Genomic DNA, 15802 nt, shown 5'->3' on the forward strand with positions numbered 1-15802 from the left:
GTGCGCAGAATCAGCGCAACCTTTACCACCGCGTAGGCAATGTCGCCCCGGGAGGACGCCGTGCTGAGCACCATGCAGGACGTACCGCTGCTGATCTCGAGGATCCTGACCCACGGGTCGACGATCCACGGGACATCACAGGTGACCACCTGGACCGGTGAGGACGAGCCGCACCGCCGCTCCTTCGCCGAGATCGGTGCCCGCGCGGCCCAGCTGGCCCACGCGCTGCGGGAGGACCTCGGCGTCACCGGCGACGAGCGTGTCGCGACCCTCGCCTGGAACAACGCGGAACATGTCGAGGCCTACTTCGCCATCCCGTCCATGGGCGCGGTCCTCCACACCCTGAACCTCCGCCTCCCGGCCGAGCAGCTGGCCTGGATCGTCCACCACGCCGCCGACCGCGTGATCATCGCCAACGGCTCCCTGCTCCCCCTGCTCGCCCCGCTGCTGCCGCACCTGAAGCCGGTCGAGCACGTGGTCGTCACCGGTCCCGGGGACCGCTCCCTCCTCGCCGACGCGAGCGTCGGTCACATCCACGTTCACGAGTACGAGGACCTGATCGCCGGCAAGCCCACCTCGTACGACTGGCCCGAGCTGGACGAACGCCAGGCCGCCGCCATGTGCTACACCTCCGGCACCACCGGCGACCCCAAGGGCGTGGTCTACAGCCACCGCTCCGTCTACCTGCACTCCATGCAGGTCAACATGGCCCAGTCGATGGGCCTGACGGACCAGGACACCTCGCTGGTCGTGGTCCCCCAGTTCCACGTGAACGCCTGGGGCCTGCCGCACGCCACGTTCATGACCGGCGTCAACATGCTGATGCCGGACCGCTTCCTCCAGCCGGCCCCCCTCGCCGCGATGATCGAGAGCGAGAAGCCCACGCACGCGGCCGCCGTGCCCACCATCTGGCAGGGCCTGCTCGCCGAGCTGACGGCGAACCCCCGTGACGTCTCCTCCCTCGGCCAGGTCACCATCGGCGGCTCGGCCTGTCCGCCCTCGCTCATGGAGGCCTTCGACAAGCTGGGCATGCGGGTCTGCCACGCCTGGGGCATGACGGAGACGTCCCCGCTCGGCACCATCGCCCGTCCGCCGGCCGGCGTGGTCGGCACGGAGGAGGAGTTCGCCTACCGCCTCACCCAGGGCCGCTTCGCGGCCGGTGTCGAGGCGCGTCTGTCCGGCCCGGGCGGCGAACGCCTCCCCTGGGACGGGGAGTCGGCCGGTGAGCTGGAGGTGCGCGGCCCCTGGATCGCGGGCGCCTACTACAACGGCCCCGAGGGCGAACCGCTGCGCCCCGCCGACAAGTTCAGTGAGGACGGCTGGCTCAAGACGGGCGACGTCGGGACCATCTCCCCCGACGGCTACCTCACGCTCACCGACCGGGCCAAGGACGTCATCAAGTCCGGCGGCGAGTGGATCTCGTCGGTGGAGCTGGAGAACGCGCTGATGTCCCACCCCGACGTCGCCGAGGCGGCCGTCGTCGCCGTGCCCGACGAGAAGTGGGGCGAGCGCCCCCTGGCCACGGTCGTCCTCAGGGAGGGCTCCACCGCCACCTTCGAGACCCTGCGCGCCTTCCTCGCCGACGAGGGCCACATCGCCAAGTGGCAGCTTCCGGAGCGCTGGACGGTCATCGAGGCGGTCCCGAAGACGAGCGTAGGAAAGTTCGACAAGAAGGTGCTCCGCAGGCAGTACGCGCAGGGGGAGCTGGACGTGACGTCCCTGGGCTGATCCGGCGAAGCCCGGCGGCGATCGGACGACTCACCTGCCTCGGCACGTCACGTCTGGTTGGATTGAGGCACCGGCCGCCGGGCCGGGGACGGGGGGCGGTCATGCAGGTGGGGGCGGCTCCTGCCGTGGTGACGGCGGCCGAAGGTGTGCTGTCCGAGTTCCAGCAGAACCTCGTCGTGGCCGTCGTGGGCGTGATCCTCGGCATCCTGGGGACCGTCGCCATCGAGCGCATGAAGCTCCGCCGCGAACCGACGAAGCGGCTCTCCTGGGACGCTGAGGTCCACCACGCCATGGTGTCCACGGACGACACGCTTCGGCGTCTGCTCCGGCTCAGCTACAACGACTACCCCATCGAGGGGCTGAGTTCGGTCGAGTTCCGGGTCGAGAACAGCGGCAACCGGGTCGTGAAGAACGAGCGCCTGCGCTTCTGCTTCCCGCGCGGCGCACAGGTCATCGAAGCGGTGCCGACCTCGCAGCCCGAGCGCGAGATGGGGGTGTCGAGGCGCCCGGACCTCGAGCAGGACGCGAGCGAGGCCGTTTTCGTCTTCGGCCACCTCGAGCGGGGCCGGTCGGTGACGCTGCGGCTCTCCGTCGCCGCTCGGGACATCACCGGCTGGAAGGTCGTGGATCACAACGAGGAGGGGGACGTCGAGGTCCATGAACGCACGGCCGCCCGCAGGAAGGAGGACCGGGAACACGTCCCCACCTTCTTCGCGCTGGCGTTCCTGACGTTCACCGTCCCGCCTCTGGCCGCCCTACTCGGCTATGTCGGGCAGCTGGCGGCCGTGGTGCTCGGCGTCGCCCTTCTGATCAGCGTCGCCCCGCACATCGCCCCCGTGGGCCGCACCCTGCGGGACTTCCTCACCAGGCCGGAGCCGCCCCAGGCCGGCATCCACATCGGGTCGGTCGACTCGTCCACGTTCGCGATCGGCGACCGCAGCTCGGCTTCCACCGAAGTGCCGCGCCACGTGCCTCCTCAGCCGTCTTGACGCCCGAATCGACCCGCCCGGCACACCCGGACCCGCCTGGCGTACCCGGACCCGCCCGGCACACCCGGAACCCGCCATACAGCCCGGCCATCACCGGCGCAGGGAGGTCAGCCCCCACCCCAGCACCAGCCACACGCCCGCGACGGCACACACCCCGCCCCACCCGAAGTGGCTGAACGCCACGCCCGCGAGGGCCGAAGCGGTCGCGCCGCCCGCGAAACCGGCGACCACATAGGCGGTGTTGGCCGTGGCGGGGGTGGCGGTCGCGGTCAGGGCGAGGGTCTGGTTGGCGACATGCGAGGCGACCAGTGCCGCGTGCACGGCGACCGCTGCGGCGAACAGCGCCCCCAGCACCTGCCCGCCCAGCCAGAACAGCGGCACGGACACGGCCGCCACCAGATACGCCGACCGCACGACCCGCGCCGCGCCGAACCGGTCCACGAGCCCGCCCGCCAGCGGCGCCACCGCGCTCGCGGTCAGGCCGAACAGCCCGAACAGCCCGGCGGTCGCGGCGGACAGCCCGTACGCCGGCCCGGTCAGCAACAGCGTCAACGAGGTCCACAGCGCGCTCCACGCACCGAACATCCCGGCCTGCCGCACACACGCCCGCCACAGCTCCGGCGAGCTCCGCAGCACCGACGGCAGTGCCACCAGCCCCGCGAACAGCGGACCCTCCCGGCGCCGCCGCGACGGCAGGGCCACCGCCGTCGCGAGCCCCAGGGCGAGGGTGAGCACGGCCGCACCGGCGAACACCCACCGCCAGCCGAAGGCCTGCCCGGCCAGCCCGCCCAGCACCCGGGCCCCGACGATGCCGACGAACAGGCCCGAGATGACCACCGCGACATGCAGGGCACGCCGCTCGGCGGGAGCCCGCTCGGCGACCAGCGGCACGAGCAGCTGGGGGATGACGGTGGCCGCCGAGGCGACGAACATCGCGACCGCGAGGGCTCCGGCGCCCGGAGCGGCCGCACTGGCTCCCAGCGCGAGCGCGGTGACGAGCGTGAGCCCGGCGACCATCCGGCGCCGGTTCGCACTGTCGCCGAGCGGGGCGAAGAACAGCAGGCCGACCGCGTAGCCGAGCTGGGCGACCGAGGCGATCCAGGCGATGGCCGAAGGCGCCGAGCCGAAGTCGCGGGCCATGAGCGGGAGCAGCGGCGCGGCGAGGTAGATGTTGGCGGCGGTGACCGCGCTGCACACGGCGAGCAGGGTGAGGAAGAGTCCGGGGGCGGGCTCACGGGTCCGCCGCACCGGGGTCGTGGTCCGGGCGGCGGTGGTGGTGGTCGCTGACGGCATGGGAGGGGACTCCTTGGAGTCGGCTCTAGCAACTAACTGGTTGGTTGGCTGGTGAGGGAACAGTCTGCGCCGCCCTGTCATTCCCTGTCAACCAAACAGTTGGTTACCCCGGCGCGCTACCCTCTCCCCCATGGCAGCAAGGGACCCCGAGGCCACCAAGGCCCGGATCTTCGAGGCGGCGGTCGCCGAGTTCGCCCGGCACGGCATCGCCGGCGCCCGCATCGACCGCATCGCCGCCGAGGCGAAGGCCAACAAACAGCTCATCTACGCCTACTTCGGCAACAAGGCGGAGCTGTTCGCGATCGTCCTCGAGAAGAAGATGCTCCACGTCGCCGAGGATGTCCCGGTCGACCCGGACGACATCGAGAGCTGGATCGACCGCGTCATGGACTACCACGCCGCCCACCCGGAGCTGCTGCGCCTGCTCTTCTGGGAGGGCCTGGAGTACGGCAGTGCCGAGCTGCCCCTCGAGTCCGCCCGCCAGGAGCACTACGCCCGCAAGGTCGCCGCCCTCCAGGACGCCCAGGACCGCGGTGTCGTCACCGAAGCCATCCCGGCGGGCGACCTGCTGTTCCTGCTGACCGCCCTGGCCAACTGGACCGCCGTCGTCCCGCAGATGCGGCGCATCCTGGTCGGCGAGGGCGAAACGGACCGGGACCGCCTGCGCGCGTCGGTGAAGGAGGCGGCGCGCCGGCTGACGGCACGCTAGGGCCGGTCGTTCGGACCGGATCGCAAGGTCGCAGGGAAGGAGCTGCCTGTCAGCCCCGCGTCTGCGGGGGCCCGCGGGGGCGGCAGGACCGGTCAGTTCGTGCCGATCCGGCTGAGCAGATCGACGATCCTGGACTGCACGTCGGAGCTGGTGGACCGCTCCGCGAGGAACAGCACCGTCTCCCCGGAGGCCAGCCGCGGCAGGTCGGCCTGGTCGACGGCGGCCGTGTAGACGACGAGCGGGGTGCGGTTGAGCTGCCCGTTCGCCCGCAGCCAGTCGACGATCCCGGCGAAGCCCTCCTGCCGCCGCTGCACCTGCAGCAGATCCATCACGACCAGGTTCGGCCGGAACTGCCCCGCCAGCGTCACGGCGTCCGCGTCGCTCGCGGCCCGCGCGACCTGCATCCCGCGCCGCTCCAGCGTCGCCGTCAGCGCCAGCGCGATCTCCGCGTGCTCCTCGATCAGCAGGACCCGCGGCGGGTGCTGCTCGGTGTCGCGCGGCGCCAGCGCCTTCAACAGCACGGCCGGGTCGGCGCCGTACGCCGCGTCCCGCGAGGCCTGCCCGAGCCCGGCCGTGACCAGCACGGGCACCTCGGCGGCCACGGCGGCCTGCCGCAGCGACTGCAGTGCCGTACGCGTGATCGGCCCGGTCAGCGGGTCGACGAACAGCGCGGCCGGGAACGCCGCGATCTGCGCGTCGACCTCCTCGCGCGAGTTCACGATCACCGGCCGGTAGCCGCGGTCGCTCAGCGCCTGCTGGGTGCTGACGTCCGGCGCGGGCCACACCAGCAGCCGCCGCGGGTTGTCCAGCGGCTCGGGCGGCAGCTCGTCGTCCATGGGCTGCGGCCGCGGTGGATCGGCCACCTCGACGGCCCCGCCGGGCCCGTCCAGCGGCTCGGGGCCCTCGGCGGCGTTCTCGTCCGGTGCCCCTATGGCGTACGACCGGCCGCCGCCCTCGGTCAGGTGCGCGAGGCGCGACTGACCGGCGAGGGACGGCTGTGCCGGGACGGGTGCGGTGGCCGGGGCCTGCGCGGCGACCGGCGGCGGCGTGTGTTCGGACCCCGGATGCGGTCGCGCGGCCTGCTCCGGACGGGGCCCTTGGCCCGCCGGACGCGGCTGCCCCTGCTCCGGGCGGGCCGCCTGGTCCGTACGCGCCGCCGGGTCGGGCGGCGTGCCGAGCTTGCGGCGCCGGCCCGATCCGCCCGGCTGGTGCGGGGGAGGAGTCGCGGACTGCAGCGCGGCGGACTGCGGGACGGATGCCGCCGACGGCTGCTGGACCTGCGCCGCCTGCCGGGTGAACGGCACACCCTGGCCGAGCGTCCGCACGCTGATCGCTCGTCCCTGCGTGGAGTTCGGATCGACGGGGGCCGCGGCCTCCGCGGGCAACGGCTGGGCCGCTCGCGGCACGCCCTGAGGCGGCAGCGGCGTGCCCGGCGCGGGGGTGTGCTGCTGCGCGGTCCGGGGCGGCGTGCCGTTCGCGGACACCGGGTGCGCCACCCCGGCCCCCGACGTGTCGTCGGCGGCGGGCCAGGGCTGAGCGGCCGGGGCGCCACCCTGCGGCGGGGTGCCGTGGGCGCCGGTGCCCGGTGCCGGGGCTCCCGGTACCGGGGCTCCCGGAACCGGAACCCCCTGGGCCGGAACCCCCTGAGGGGCAGACGCCTGAGCGGGCGTGCCCTGGGCCGGAGTCCCCTGCGGCGGAGATGCCTGAGCTGACGCGCCGTGGGCCGGAGTTCCCTGCGCCGGGGACGCCTGAGCGGGCGCGCCGTGCGGCGGGACGCCCTGGCCGGCGGCGGTCTCCGCGGGGAGCGGCCGGCCGGCGGCGGGCCGGCCCGGCACGGCGACACCCTGCTGCGGCAGGGGCTGGGCCGGGACGGAGGGCTGCAGGAGCTGCCCCGGCAGGGCCGCCTGCACACTCTGCCCGAGCCCACCCTGAGCGGGCACGGACACGCCCTGCGGCGGCACGGCGTGTGCCTGCGGATGAACGGCGTCACCCTGCGCAGGCACGACGTGTGCCTGCGGGTGTACGGCGTTGCCCTGCGCGGGAACAGGCACCTGCCCCTGAGCCGACACCTGCCCCTGGACCGGCACGCCCTGCGGCGGCACAGCCGTACCCGGCGCAACGGGGGCGGCGGCGCCGTCCTGCGCGGGCGCGCCCTGGCCGGACACGGCCTGGCCGAGCGGGATCTGGCCGGTGGCGTCCTGCTGCGCGGGAACACCCTGGGCGGCTCCGGCGGGCACGGGCCCGGCCGGCACCGAAGCGGCAGGCATGGAACCCGGAGGCACGGGCCCTGGCGCCGCGGGGCCCGCAGGCGCGGCACCCGCAGGACCCCTGGGCGCGGGAGCCGCCGGTGCGGGGCGTCCCCGTGCGGGACCCACCTGGTCGGCAGCGCCCGGCGCCGGTGCCCCGGCCTCCTCGGCCGGCTGCTGCGGTGCCGCGACGGCACGGCGCCGACGGCCGGTCGGCGCACTGGTCGGATGCGGCTGCGGCGGAGTGTGGTCGGCGGACTGGTCGTGCGGAACGGCATCGTGCCGCCCCTCGTCGGCCGACCCGTCACCGGCACCGGCCGCCCCGGGGCCCGCACCCGCCACAGCCTGCTGAGGCTGCCCCTGGACCGGCACCTGCCCCTGAACGGGCACCTGCCCCTGCACCGGCACCTGCACCTGCCCCTGGGCGGGTACGCCACCCGGCGCCACGTCCGGGGCGCCACCCGGTACCTCACCCGGCGTTCCGGCGAGGCCGCCGCCCGTGACCTGCTGCCCCTGGTCGGCCTGGGCCGGAGCATCCTGCTGGGCCGGGGGCGGAGTCTGATCGGACCCGGCCGGCGGCAGCGCGAACACCGGACGCGGCCCGGCCGCCTGCTGCGCGGCGGCCGCCCGCTCGTTGGCCGCGGCGAGCGCACGCCGTCGGCGCCCGGTCGGCTGCTGCCCCTCGCCCTGGTCCTGCTGGTCATGAGCCGCATCGGCGGAACCGGCGGCCTCCCCGCCGGACGACGGCGCGGGCAGGGCGGGCGGCAGCGCCGCCTGCTCACCGGGCTCCCGCCGGGCCCGTCGCCCGGACGGCGCGGGCACGCCCTGCGGCGGCACGGTTCCGCCCAGTCCCGTGTTCGAGGCGGCGGTCCCGGCCGCGTGCTCGGCGGCCGTCACCACGGCGCCCTCGGCGATGCCCTGGACAGCGCTGCCGACGCCCTCCACACCGGCTTCCTCGGCCGCGCGCCGCCGACGCCCGGTGCCGCCGGACGGGCCGCCCGCGGCGGCGTCCTCGCCGGACACCGCCGCCGGAAGAGCGGCCGGCTCCCCGGCGGCCCGCCGCCTGCGCCGCCCGGTGGGCACGGCCCCGTCGGCTCCGGGACCCCCGGTCCCCTCGACGCCGGCAGCACCGGCACCCTCGCTGTCGCCACCCGGAACGTCTCCGTCGAGGAAGGCATCGGTGGTGGAGCGCCGCCCCCGGCGCCGCCCCCCACCGGAGCTCTGCTCAGCGGCGTCGGCAGCGGCGTCCACGGCAGTGGCGTCGACGGCGGCGGGGTCGACGAGGGCGAGCGCGGCGGACTCGTCCACCGGCTGGGCGGCGACAGCTCCGGCCCCGCCCCCGATGGGCACCTCGAGGACGTACGCGCTCCCGCTCATCCCGGGCACGTCATGCGTCTGCAGCACACCGCCGTGGGCCCGGACGATCCCGCGCACGATGGGCTCGTGCACCGTGTCGCCACCGGCGTACGGCCCGCGCACCTCGATGCGTACGACCTCGCCGCGCTGCGCCGCCGCCACCACCACGGTGTTGTCCAGGTAACCGCCCGCCGACACGGGTGTGTTGCCGGTCGCGTCGACACCCGCCACGTCCGCGACGAGATGCGCGAGGGCGGTCGCGAGCAGCCGGGGGTCCACCTCGGCCTCGATGGGCGGCGCGTGCACGGCGAACTGCACCCGCCCGGGCCCGATGAGCTCGACGGCCCCGTCGACCCCGGCGGCGACGACGGCGTCCAGCATCACCTTCGTACGGGCGACGCTCTCGCTGCCCGCGTCGAGCCGCTGGTAGCCGAGGACGTTGTCGATCAGTGTCGTGATGCGCGCGTAGCCGGCCGACAGGTGGTGCAGCACCTGGTTGGCCTCGGGCCACAGCTGCCCGGCGTCGTCGGCGGCGAGCGCGGCCAGCTCGCGGCGCAGCTCCTCCAGGGGCCCGCGCAGCGACCGGCCGAGCAGGGTCAGCAACTGCTCGTGCCGGGCGGCGAGCGCCTCGAACCGGTCGTTCTCACGCTCCCCGAGGGCCGCGTAGCGGTCCTCGCCCGCGGCGAGTTCCTCGGCGTGGCGCTCGGTCAGCTCCTCCAGCTCCGTGACGTGCTGCTGGCGCAGCGCGGTGAGCTCGGAGGCGTGCTCCTCGGCGATCCGCTCCAGTTCCTCGGCGTGACGCTTCGCCGCCGCTTCCTTCTCCTCGACGACGGCGTCGTAGGGCCGCCGGTCGGTGAAGGTCATCACGGCGCCGACGAGCTGGTCGCCGTCGCGCACGGGCGCGGTCGTCAGGTCGACCGGCACCTTGCCGCCGTCCTTGGCGTACAGCACCTGCCCGCGCACCCGGTGCTTGCGCCCGGAGCGCAGGGTGTCGGCGAGCGGCGAGTCCTCGTAGGGGAAGGGCGAGCCGTCGGCGCGCGAGTGCAGCACGAGGTCGTGCAGTTCGCGGCCGCCGAGGTCGCTGGCCCGGAACCCCAGTATCTGGGCGGCGGCCGGGTTGACGAGGACGATCCGCCCGTCGGTGTCGGTGCCGACGACGCCTTCGGCCGCGGCCCGCAGGATCATCTCGGTCTGCCGCTGCGACCGGGCGAGCTCGGCCTCGGTGTCGACGGTCCCGGACAGGTCGCGTACGACGAGCATGAGCAGCTCGTCGCCGGTATAGCCGTAACCGTCGTAGGCCTGCTGCCCGTTCTCGAGATTCGCACTGGTGACCTCGACGGGGAACTCGGTCCCGTCGGTCCGGCGCGCGATCATCCGGGTCGGCTTGGTCCGGGCGTGCGGATCGAGGTGTTCCGGCCGGCGCATGGAGCCGGGGATGAGCTTGGAGTCGAACTGCGGCAGCAGATCGAGCAGCCCGCGCCCCACCAGGGCGGTGCCCGGGGTCTCGAAGGCCTCGAGGGCGATGGTGTTGGCGTTGACGACCGTGCCGTTGGCGTTGACCAGGACCAACGCGTCGGGGAGCGCGTCCAGTATGGCTGCGAGGCGAGCAGCGCCTCGGGATGGCCTGCTGCTCACGAGACGCTTCCTCCCTGTTACCGCACCTTGCCGACCGCTCGGGCCATCTTGCCAACCGTCCCGCAGCGTGTCACGCGAGGGAGTCTAAGGGTTGCGGTTGCGCTCGCGACGCCGGATGAGAGGGAGGTCGCACGAGGAAGTGACCCCGAACTGACGACCGAGTAACCGTCAAACGCCCGCCCTCCTGCGACGACGTCGCGGGACCTTCGCGGGACCTTTACGACGACGGCTTTTCTGTACCTTTTGGCCGGGCTGGCGGGATGGGGGCGGAGAGTGGCGCAAATGGGGTGCGCGGCGCGAGGCCCGACGCCGCCCGGCGGCCCACCCTCTCCAGTACCTGCCCGCCCCGACGGCGTGCCGCCCCGCCGCCCACACCAGCCACCGCGCACGGTCCGCCGCGCAGTGCCGTGTGCGGTGCGCACGGAGGGGGTGGACGAACGGAGGGGGTGGGTGAGCAGGGCGACGGGTGTACGGACGGGACGGGGCGGGGCGGGCGAGCGGACCGACGGGCGGACGGGTGACTCAGGCCCTGGCGCCCCGGTTGCCTCCCACGGCCGGCAGCAGTGGCACGAGCCGGTCCCACCGGGAGATCCGGCAGCCGTCGCGGCGGTCGTACGTGGCGTCGACGGGCCGCCCCGCCCAGGTGCCGGTGACGTGCGCGGTGGCAGGGCCGCCGTACTGCATGGTGCAGAAGCCGCCCTCCGACGGGGCCGCGAAGACGTCCCGCCCCCATCGCGTGTCCCGCTCCAGGGCGGCACAGGCGCCGCGCGGGTCGGGGTGGCTGCCGCCGGCGGGGTTGCAGTACAGCTCGAAGGTTCCGTCGGCCCCGCCGCCGGCGTTCCGCACGGTGACGGTGAGGTGATCCCGGTCCGGGCCGGCGCCGGGCCTGGTCGGGGACAGCAGGCCGGTCCCGTCGGCCTGGGCATACGCGACCGGGGGCGCCGCGGTCAGCGAGCCGGCGGCGGCGACGGAGGCGGCGGCGCCGACGAGGAGGCGCCGCAGGACGGGGCGGGCGGTGGCCCGGGGGGTGGCACGCAACATGCCCTGCCTAACGCGACGCGGCCCCGGATGTTGCGCGCGGACGCCCGGGCGGGGGCCCGTATGGGCCTGAGGCGGACGCCCGGGCGGGACCCGTATGGGCCTGACAAGGTCTTTGCCTCGTGCCCTTCCCGCCTAGTACCGTGGGGGTCGATTGGTGACAGCACGCTCGACTGTGTCATCATCGGCACGCACCGCTCGCGCTCGCGCGGGAGTGATGCTGGAGGCGTCGCCTAGTCCGGTCTATGGCGCCGCACTGCTAATGCGGTTTGGGTCTTAAAGCCCATCGAGGGTTCAAATCCCTCCGCCTCCGCACTCGATCACGAAGCCCCGGTCACTCGACCGGGGCTTCGCTGTCGTTGGCTTCGAAACTGCGGCCTGAAGTGCCGTTTCCGCAGCTCACAAGGGGTGCGGCTAACGGATTTCACATGGCGGCGGCAGTCATGTAATGTTCTTCCTGTCGCCGCGAGCGAGCCGGAAGGCCCGAGAGCGGCGAAAAAACAGAACAAGCACTCGTAGCTTAACGGATAGAGCATCTGACTACGGATCAGAAGGTTGCAGGTTCGAATCCTGCCGAGTGCACAGCAGATCAGAGGCCCTGTGGAGAGATCCACAGGGCCTCTGGTTTTTGTCTTGACGGCAGTGATTGACATCAACCGTGGCTCGCACGGTGAGGAGTGCCGAGGGGTTGCTGCCTTTTGTCCCATCCGCTGCCATCACCTCTCTCCTTCCCCTAGAACCCGATAAGCGCAGATCGTCATCCGGACCGCAGGACTTGTGGCGACGGCTGTGACGACGTGGCGGCTACGCCCAGGACGACGATGACGATCACGGCCACTCCGGGCCCGGCCGGGAGCCAGGTCGGGAAGAGCGTCGACAGCGCCGTGGAGTGGGCAAGGCAGACCGGACTGAGCGTCGAGCGGGGCCGTGCCGCCGACCCGAGGGCACGAGGGCTCACCGCAACCTCAGCAACGGCTCCTCGGCCGTCAACCAACTCAACGGCGAGCCCTGCCGGTTCGCATTACGATCATGTGGCCGCTGCTGAGCAGGACATCGCGAGGGGGACACGGTCGTGGGCAGAGCAGAGGGTCACGGAGGCGGCCGACGGGGCTGGGGTATGGCTGTCTCGGCTGTCGCCGTGGTGTTGCTTCCGCTGGTGGCGGGGTGCGGCGGAGGTCATGACGACTCCGGCCCCGGCGCCAAGGACACCAAGGCGACTGCCGGACAGCGGGGCGGGGGCAAAACCGCAGGCAAAGGGAGCGGGGCCTTCCCGGACAAAGGTGTCGTCATCACCGCCTTGTGTTCCGTGCCCGCGAGCAAGCCGGCCAGCGTGACGGTCATGGGCTGGAATCCGACCACGTGGGAACGGACCGTCTCGCGGACCTTCACCGTCCCGGCCGAGGCCGTGGTCGCGGAGGCCGACGGCGTCGCCTCCCCGCTCGTGGAACTGTGCGCTGACAACTTCCCCGGTGCCGGCACGTCCGAGGACGGGCCGCGCGCCGTCGCCGCCACCCGGCTGCGGCAACTCTTCGACGAGGACTTCTCCCGGATGGCCGTCGTCCTCATCGATCGAGAGACCGAGGCGACAGGGGTGGGCTACGTCGACACCAGCGGCAAGCTGACCAAGCTGTCCGCCGAACAGGGCGACGACTTCGGCGACACGCCTCGCGAGGAGAACGCCGTCTTCGCCCGGAACGGCAGTGCCGTCTGGTTCACCGAGACCGACTCCTCGGATCACGTGCGGATCGCCAGCCGTTCCGTCGCCGGGGATCACGCGGTGACCGAACAGGCGGGCGGTGACGGTGACTACATGGACGGGGCCGCCCTGGCGCTCGCGGGTGACCCGGTGCGCGGGCTCTTTGGCAAGGAAGTCCGGATCAGCCCCGACGGGCGCAGGGCGACGGCCTTCATCACCTGGCAGGGCTACAACGTGCTCGACGTGCCACAGCGCAGTGCGCTGCTCAAGGCCAAGGGTGTCGAGGCGACCGGCATTCCGGCCGGCGCCGACTGCTACCCCTACGGCTGGGTCGACGGCAGGACGGTGCTGTGCGGCTCCCGGCTCGGCGAGGCCAAGGACCCGAAGCGGAAGAACTCCTTCTGGACGCTGGACGCCTCTCGGCTCGACGGCACGGCGGATCTCCCGAAGGGTGCCTTGGGCGGCCCGATCATCCCTGCGACAGATCGGAGGAACACCGTGCGGGCCATCGCGCAGGACGGAAAGCAGATGATCTTCGCCTCGCTCCAGGGCACCCGGCTCGACTTCTTCGCCTCCGCCATCGCTCCCGGCGCCACCCCGAAGAAGATCACCGCAGCGGGCGCGGGCAGGGCGCTGGGCCTGGGGGACGTCCTGGAGTGGCGGTGAGGGCCGACGTTCATGACGTCCTCCGGTCACGTCGGTGGCGGGCCGCCTCGCGGAAGGGGACGCTTGAGTCAGGGGCGATGTGAGGGAGAGGTGCTCCATGGCTCAGACCAGCCCGGACCACAAGGCGCGTCAGTCGTTCCTCACCCGCCCCGGCGTCCGCCGCTTCCTGCCGTTCGTTCTGATCAGCGCGGTCGCGCTGATCTTCATCTTCGAGAACCGCTCGGACGTCGAGATCCGGCTGCTCGTGCCGATCGTGACCATGCCGCTGTGGGGAGCCCTCCTGATCGCGTGGGGGCTCGGCGTGCTCGCCTGCGTCTTCACCGTGCGCCGACGGTCCAGCCGGCACGCGCGGCAGCCCCGGTAGAGGTCGGCGCCCGCGGGACCCGACGTGTCCGGCCGGGGGCTTCGTTCAGTCCGGGCGGCAGTGTTCTTCCAGGTAGGTCGCCGCGAGTGTGCTCGCGCGGGTGAACCAGTCGTGCAGGACCGCGATCTCGTCCGGCGAGTACTCCGCGAAGAGGTGTGTGAGGCGGGCGTAGTACGGCTCATAGACCTCCCGGACCCGGGCGACCGCGTCAGGCTGGGCCGCGACGCGGATGCGGCGGCGGTCCGTGGGGTCGGGGCGGCGGGTGATGTAGCCGGCGCGCTCCAGACGGTTGAGGATGCCGGTGACCGCGCCGGTGGTGACATGGACGCGAGCCGCCAGGTCGCCTGCCGTGGGGAGGTTCTCGCCGGCCTCGATGACATAGGCGAAACAGGTGAGGTCGGTCACACTCAGGCCCACCTGTTGGGCGATCTCGTGCTGTCCGACCAGGTGAGTCGCGATGAGTTGGTCCATCGCCGACAGAGCCTGCTCCGGTGTCGCGGCCGGACGAGGCTTCGCGTGCATTCCCAGATCCCTTAGTTCGTGAGATGTTTGGGTCATAAAAGTCTTAGCAAGTGAGGGGTTCGGTGGGTCGGACCCTCGGTGCGAGGGAGTGACACGTGAGTGCACATCAGTATGACCACGGGCACACGGTCGCGGGATGGGTCGGATTCGCCATCGCCTCGGTCGGGGCCGGTGTGGCCGGGCTGGGGGTCTGCACCGTCTCCGGTGTGCTGATCGCCGGCGGACTGGCGATCGGGTTCGTGGCTCTGCTCGTCACCTGGGCCCTGCACCTCGCCGGGTGGGGGAAGGGGCCGGGCGTGCGCCCCCGGGCCGAGTGGGGCTGGCGCGTACGGGACTCGGCGGCGCCGGGCGGGCACGAGGAGTGCCTGGGGTGCCGGCTGGCCGGGCGCGGGCGGCGTGCGGTGGGTGCGGATGCGGTGCGGCCGGTCATGCCGGTGCAGCGCAGTGGTGAGCCGGAGACCGTCGCCGCGGTGGGGACCGACTCCGTGAGGTGAGGGCGGTCCTCATGGGGCGGTCCTCGTCGGGCGGTCCTCATCAGGCGGCTCACAGCGGTCGCCCCGATGTCAGTGGTGCCCCCTACTCTCGGCAGAGATGGCACAGGCATGGAAGTGCTCGGGGCTGCGGTGGTCGGCGGATGGCCCCGTGCTGGTGTGGGGCGGCGGGCAGCGCAGCGCGCTGACCTGGGGGAAACGCGTGGCCTTCGAGGTCGCGGAAGGGGGTGTGCGCAGCTGCGTGGGGGCTCGGGGGCATGCCTGCCCGCTGGGGGCGGCCGTGCCGGGTCGGAGTACGGGGGCGCGGTGCGAGGAGTGTGCGCGGCTGGACCGGGCGCACTCGGTGGCCGCGGACACCCTCGCCGACGATCCACGGCCGTACCGCGTGTACCTGGCGTGGTTCGGACCCGGCATGGTCAAGGTCGGGATCACGGCCCGGGAGCGGGGTAGCGCGCGGCTGCTCGAACAGGGAGCCGTCTGTTTCAGCTGGCTCGGCGTCGGTCCTCTCATGGCCGCCCGGCGTACGGAGGAGCTGCTCAGGGCGGCCCTGCGGGTGCCCGACCGGATTCCGTACGCCGAGAAGCGGGCCGTCCGGGCCGCGCTGCCGGAGGCCGCCGCCGACCGGGCCCGTGAGGTCGCCGAGCTGCATCAGCGGGCGGCCGCGCTCCCCGCGTGGCCGGAGTCGCTCGTACGGGAGCCGCTGCGGGTCGTCGACCACCTGGGGGTGTTCGGGCTCGCCGGGGTGCCCGTCGCCGTCGGGGACGTGCGCGAGCTCGTCGCCGGGGGCGCGGTCGGCGGGGAGCTGGTCGCGGCCGCCGGACCCGATCTGCATCTGGCCACCGGTGCCGGGGTCGTGGTGCTCGACACGCGGTTGATGACGGGGTGGGGGCTGGTGCCCGCGACGGGAAGTGAAGTGACCGTGCCGATCAGGCAGTTCAAGGAGGTCGCGGGCGTGCAGGACGGCTTGTTCTGAACCGGCCGGGCGCTGCGGGCGCCCACTGACCAGTCCGGCCTGTCCCGCACGGGCTGTGTCTCCTGGGCGGCTCCGGAGCAGTCCGGCCTGTCCTGC

At 73.3% G+C, this 15802-nt stretch carries 11 protein-coding genes and 2 tRNA genes; 9 read left to right on the forward strand and 4 right to left on the reverse strand.

The window, feature by feature from the left end; all coding sequences use genetic code 11:
* Positions 1-39 precede the first annotated feature (39 nt).
* Together AB0B29_RS20930 and AB0B29_RS20935 are read left to right on the forward strand one after the other, a co-directional pair.
* Positions 40-1728, forward strand: a complete 1689-nt coding sequence (locus tag AB0B29_RS20930) for a long-chain fatty acid--CoA ligase (RefSeq protein ID WP_362241729.1) — start codon at positions 40-42, stop codon at positions 1726-1728.
* Positions 1729-1829: 101 nt separating this feature from the next.
* Positions 1830-2717 carry a hypothetical protein gene (locus tag AB0B29_RS20935; RefSeq protein WP_362241732.1) on the forward strand — a complete coding sequence of 296 codons (888 nt, stop codon included), beginning with the start codon at positions 1830-1832 and terminating at the stop codon, positions 2715-2717.
* 90 nt (positions 2718-2807) lie between these two features.
* Here AB0B29_RS20935 and AB0B29_RS20940 read toward each other — a convergent pair whose 3' ends face one another.
* Positions 2808-4010 carry an MFS transporter gene (locus tag AB0B29_RS20940; protein WP_362241735.1) on the reverse strand — a complete coding sequence of 401 codons (1203 nt, stop codon included), beginning with the start codon at positions 4008-4010 and terminating at the stop codon, positions 2808-2810.
* A gap of 130 nt (positions 4011-4140) precedes the next feature.
* Between AB0B29_RS20940 and AB0B29_RS20945 the strand changes: the two genes are divergently transcribed.
* Positions 4141-4719 carry a TetR family transcriptional regulator gene (locus tag AB0B29_RS20945; protein ID WP_362241738.1) on the forward strand — a complete coding sequence of 193 codons (579 nt, stop codon included), beginning with the start codon at positions 4141-4143 and terminating at the stop codon, positions 4717-4719.
* A 92-nt stretch (positions 4720-4811) separates the two neighbouring features.
* Here AB0B29_RS20945 and AB0B29_RS20950 read toward each other — a convergent pair whose 3' ends face one another.
* Positions 4812-9956 (reverse strand): PAS domain-containing protein, encoded by a 5145-nt coding sequence (locus tag AB0B29_RS20950; protein WP_362241741.1) that lies wholly within the window; start codon positions 9954-9956, stop codon positions 4812-4814.
* Between the two features lie 522 nt (positions 9957-10478).
* Positions 10479-10997 carry an SSI family serine proteinase inhibitor gene (locus AB0B29_RS20955; protein ID WP_436845866.1) on the reverse strand — a complete coding sequence of 173 codons (519 nt, stop codon included), beginning with the start codon at positions 10995-10997 and terminating at the stop codon, positions 10479-10481.
* Between the two features lie 219 nt (positions 10998-11216).
* Between AB0B29_RS20955 and AB0B29_RS20960 the strand changes: the two genes are divergently transcribed.
* The 4 genes from AB0B29_RS20960 to AB0B29_RS20975 all read left to right on the forward strand — a co-directional run bounded on the left by AB0B29_RS20960 (position 11217) and on the right by AB0B29_RS20975 (position 13720).
* Positions 11217-11307, forward strand: a tRNA-Ser gene (locus tag AB0B29_RS20960).
* Between the two features lie 196 nt (positions 11308-11503).
* Positions 11504-11576, forward strand: a tRNA-Arg gene (locus AB0B29_RS20965).
* Between the two features lie 535 nt (positions 11577-12111).
* The gene (locus AB0B29_RS20970) at positions 12112-13356 is read left to right on the forward strand and encodes a hypothetical protein (RefSeq protein WP_362241747.1); all 1245 of its coding nucleotides are present in this window, start codon (positions 12112-12114) and stop codon (positions 13354-13356) included.
* Positions 13357-13453: 97 nt separating this feature from the next.
* Positions 13454-13720, forward strand: coding sequence for a hypothetical protein (locus AB0B29_RS20975; RefSeq protein ID WP_362241750.1), 267 nt, complete (start codon positions 13454-13456; stop codon positions 13718-13720).
* Between the two features lie 45 nt (positions 13721-13765).
* Here AB0B29_RS20975 and AB0B29_RS20980 read toward each other — a convergent pair whose 3' ends face one another.
* The gene (locus AB0B29_RS20980) at positions 13766-14242 is read right to left on the reverse strand and encodes a MarR family winged helix-turn-helix transcriptional regulator (RefSeq protein ID WP_351632643.1); all 477 of its coding nucleotides are present in this window, start codon (positions 14240-14242) and stop codon (positions 13766-13768) included.
* Between the two features lie 95 nt (positions 14243-14337).
* Between AB0B29_RS20980 and AB0B29_RS20985 the strand changes: the two genes are divergently transcribed.
* The gene (locus AB0B29_RS20985; protein ID WP_362241753.1) at positions 14338-14736 is read left to right on the forward strand and encodes an HGxxPAAW family protein; all 399 of its coding nucleotides are present in this window, start codon (positions 14338-14340) and stop codon (positions 14734-14736) included.
* Between the two features lie 97 nt (positions 14737-14833).
* Positions 14834-15706 carry a DUF2797 domain-containing protein gene (locus AB0B29_RS20990; RefSeq protein ID WP_362241756.1) on the forward strand — a complete coding sequence of 291 codons (873 nt, stop codon included), beginning with the start codon at positions 14834-14836 and terminating at the stop codon, positions 15704-15706.
* The last annotated feature ends 96 nt before the right edge of the window (positions 15707-15802 follow it).

This window comes from Streptomyces tibetensis, assembly GCF_040647715.1.
In the GTDB taxonomy this organism is placed as follows: Bacteria; Actinomycetota; Actinomycetes; order Streptomycetales; family Streptomycetaceae; genus Streptomyces; species Streptomyces tibetensis_A.

Coding starts and splice junctions, on each gene's coding strand:
- AB0B29_RS20930 (WP_362241729.1), top strand. CDS start 40: ATGTCGCCCCGGGAGGACGCCGTGCTGAGCACCATGCAGGACGTACCG.
- AB0B29_RS20935 (WP_362241732.1), top strand. CDS start 1,830: ATGCAGGTGGGGGCGGCTCCTGCCGTGGTGACGGCGGCCGAAGGTGTG.
- AB0B29_RS20940 (WP_362241735.1), bottom strand. CDS start 4,010: ATGCCGTCAGCGACCACCACCACCGCCGCCCGGACCACGACCCCGGTG.
- AB0B29_RS20945 (WP_362241738.1), top strand. CDS start 4,141: ATGGCAGCAAGGGACCCCGAGGCCACCAAGGCCCGGATCTTCGAGGCG.
- AB0B29_RS20955 (WP_436845866.1), bottom strand. CDS start 10,997: ATGTTGCGTGCCACCCCCCGGGCCACCGCCCGCCCCGTCCTGCGGCGC.
- AB0B29_RS20970 (WP_362241747.1), top strand. CDS start 12,112: ATGGCTGTCTCGGCTGTCGCCGTGGTGTTGCTTCCGCTGGTGGCGGGG.
- AB0B29_RS20975 (WP_362241750.1), top strand. CDS start 13,454: ATGGCTCAGACCAGCCCGGACCACAAGGCGCGTCAGTCGTTCCTCACC.
- AB0B29_RS20980 (WP_351632643.1), bottom strand. CDS start 14,242: ATGCACGCGAAGCCTCGTCCGGCCGCGACACCGGAGCAGGCTCTGTCG.
- AB0B29_RS20990 (WP_362241756.1), top strand. CDS start 14,834: ATGGCACAGGCATGGAAGTGCTCGGGGCTGCGGTGGTCGGCGGATGGC.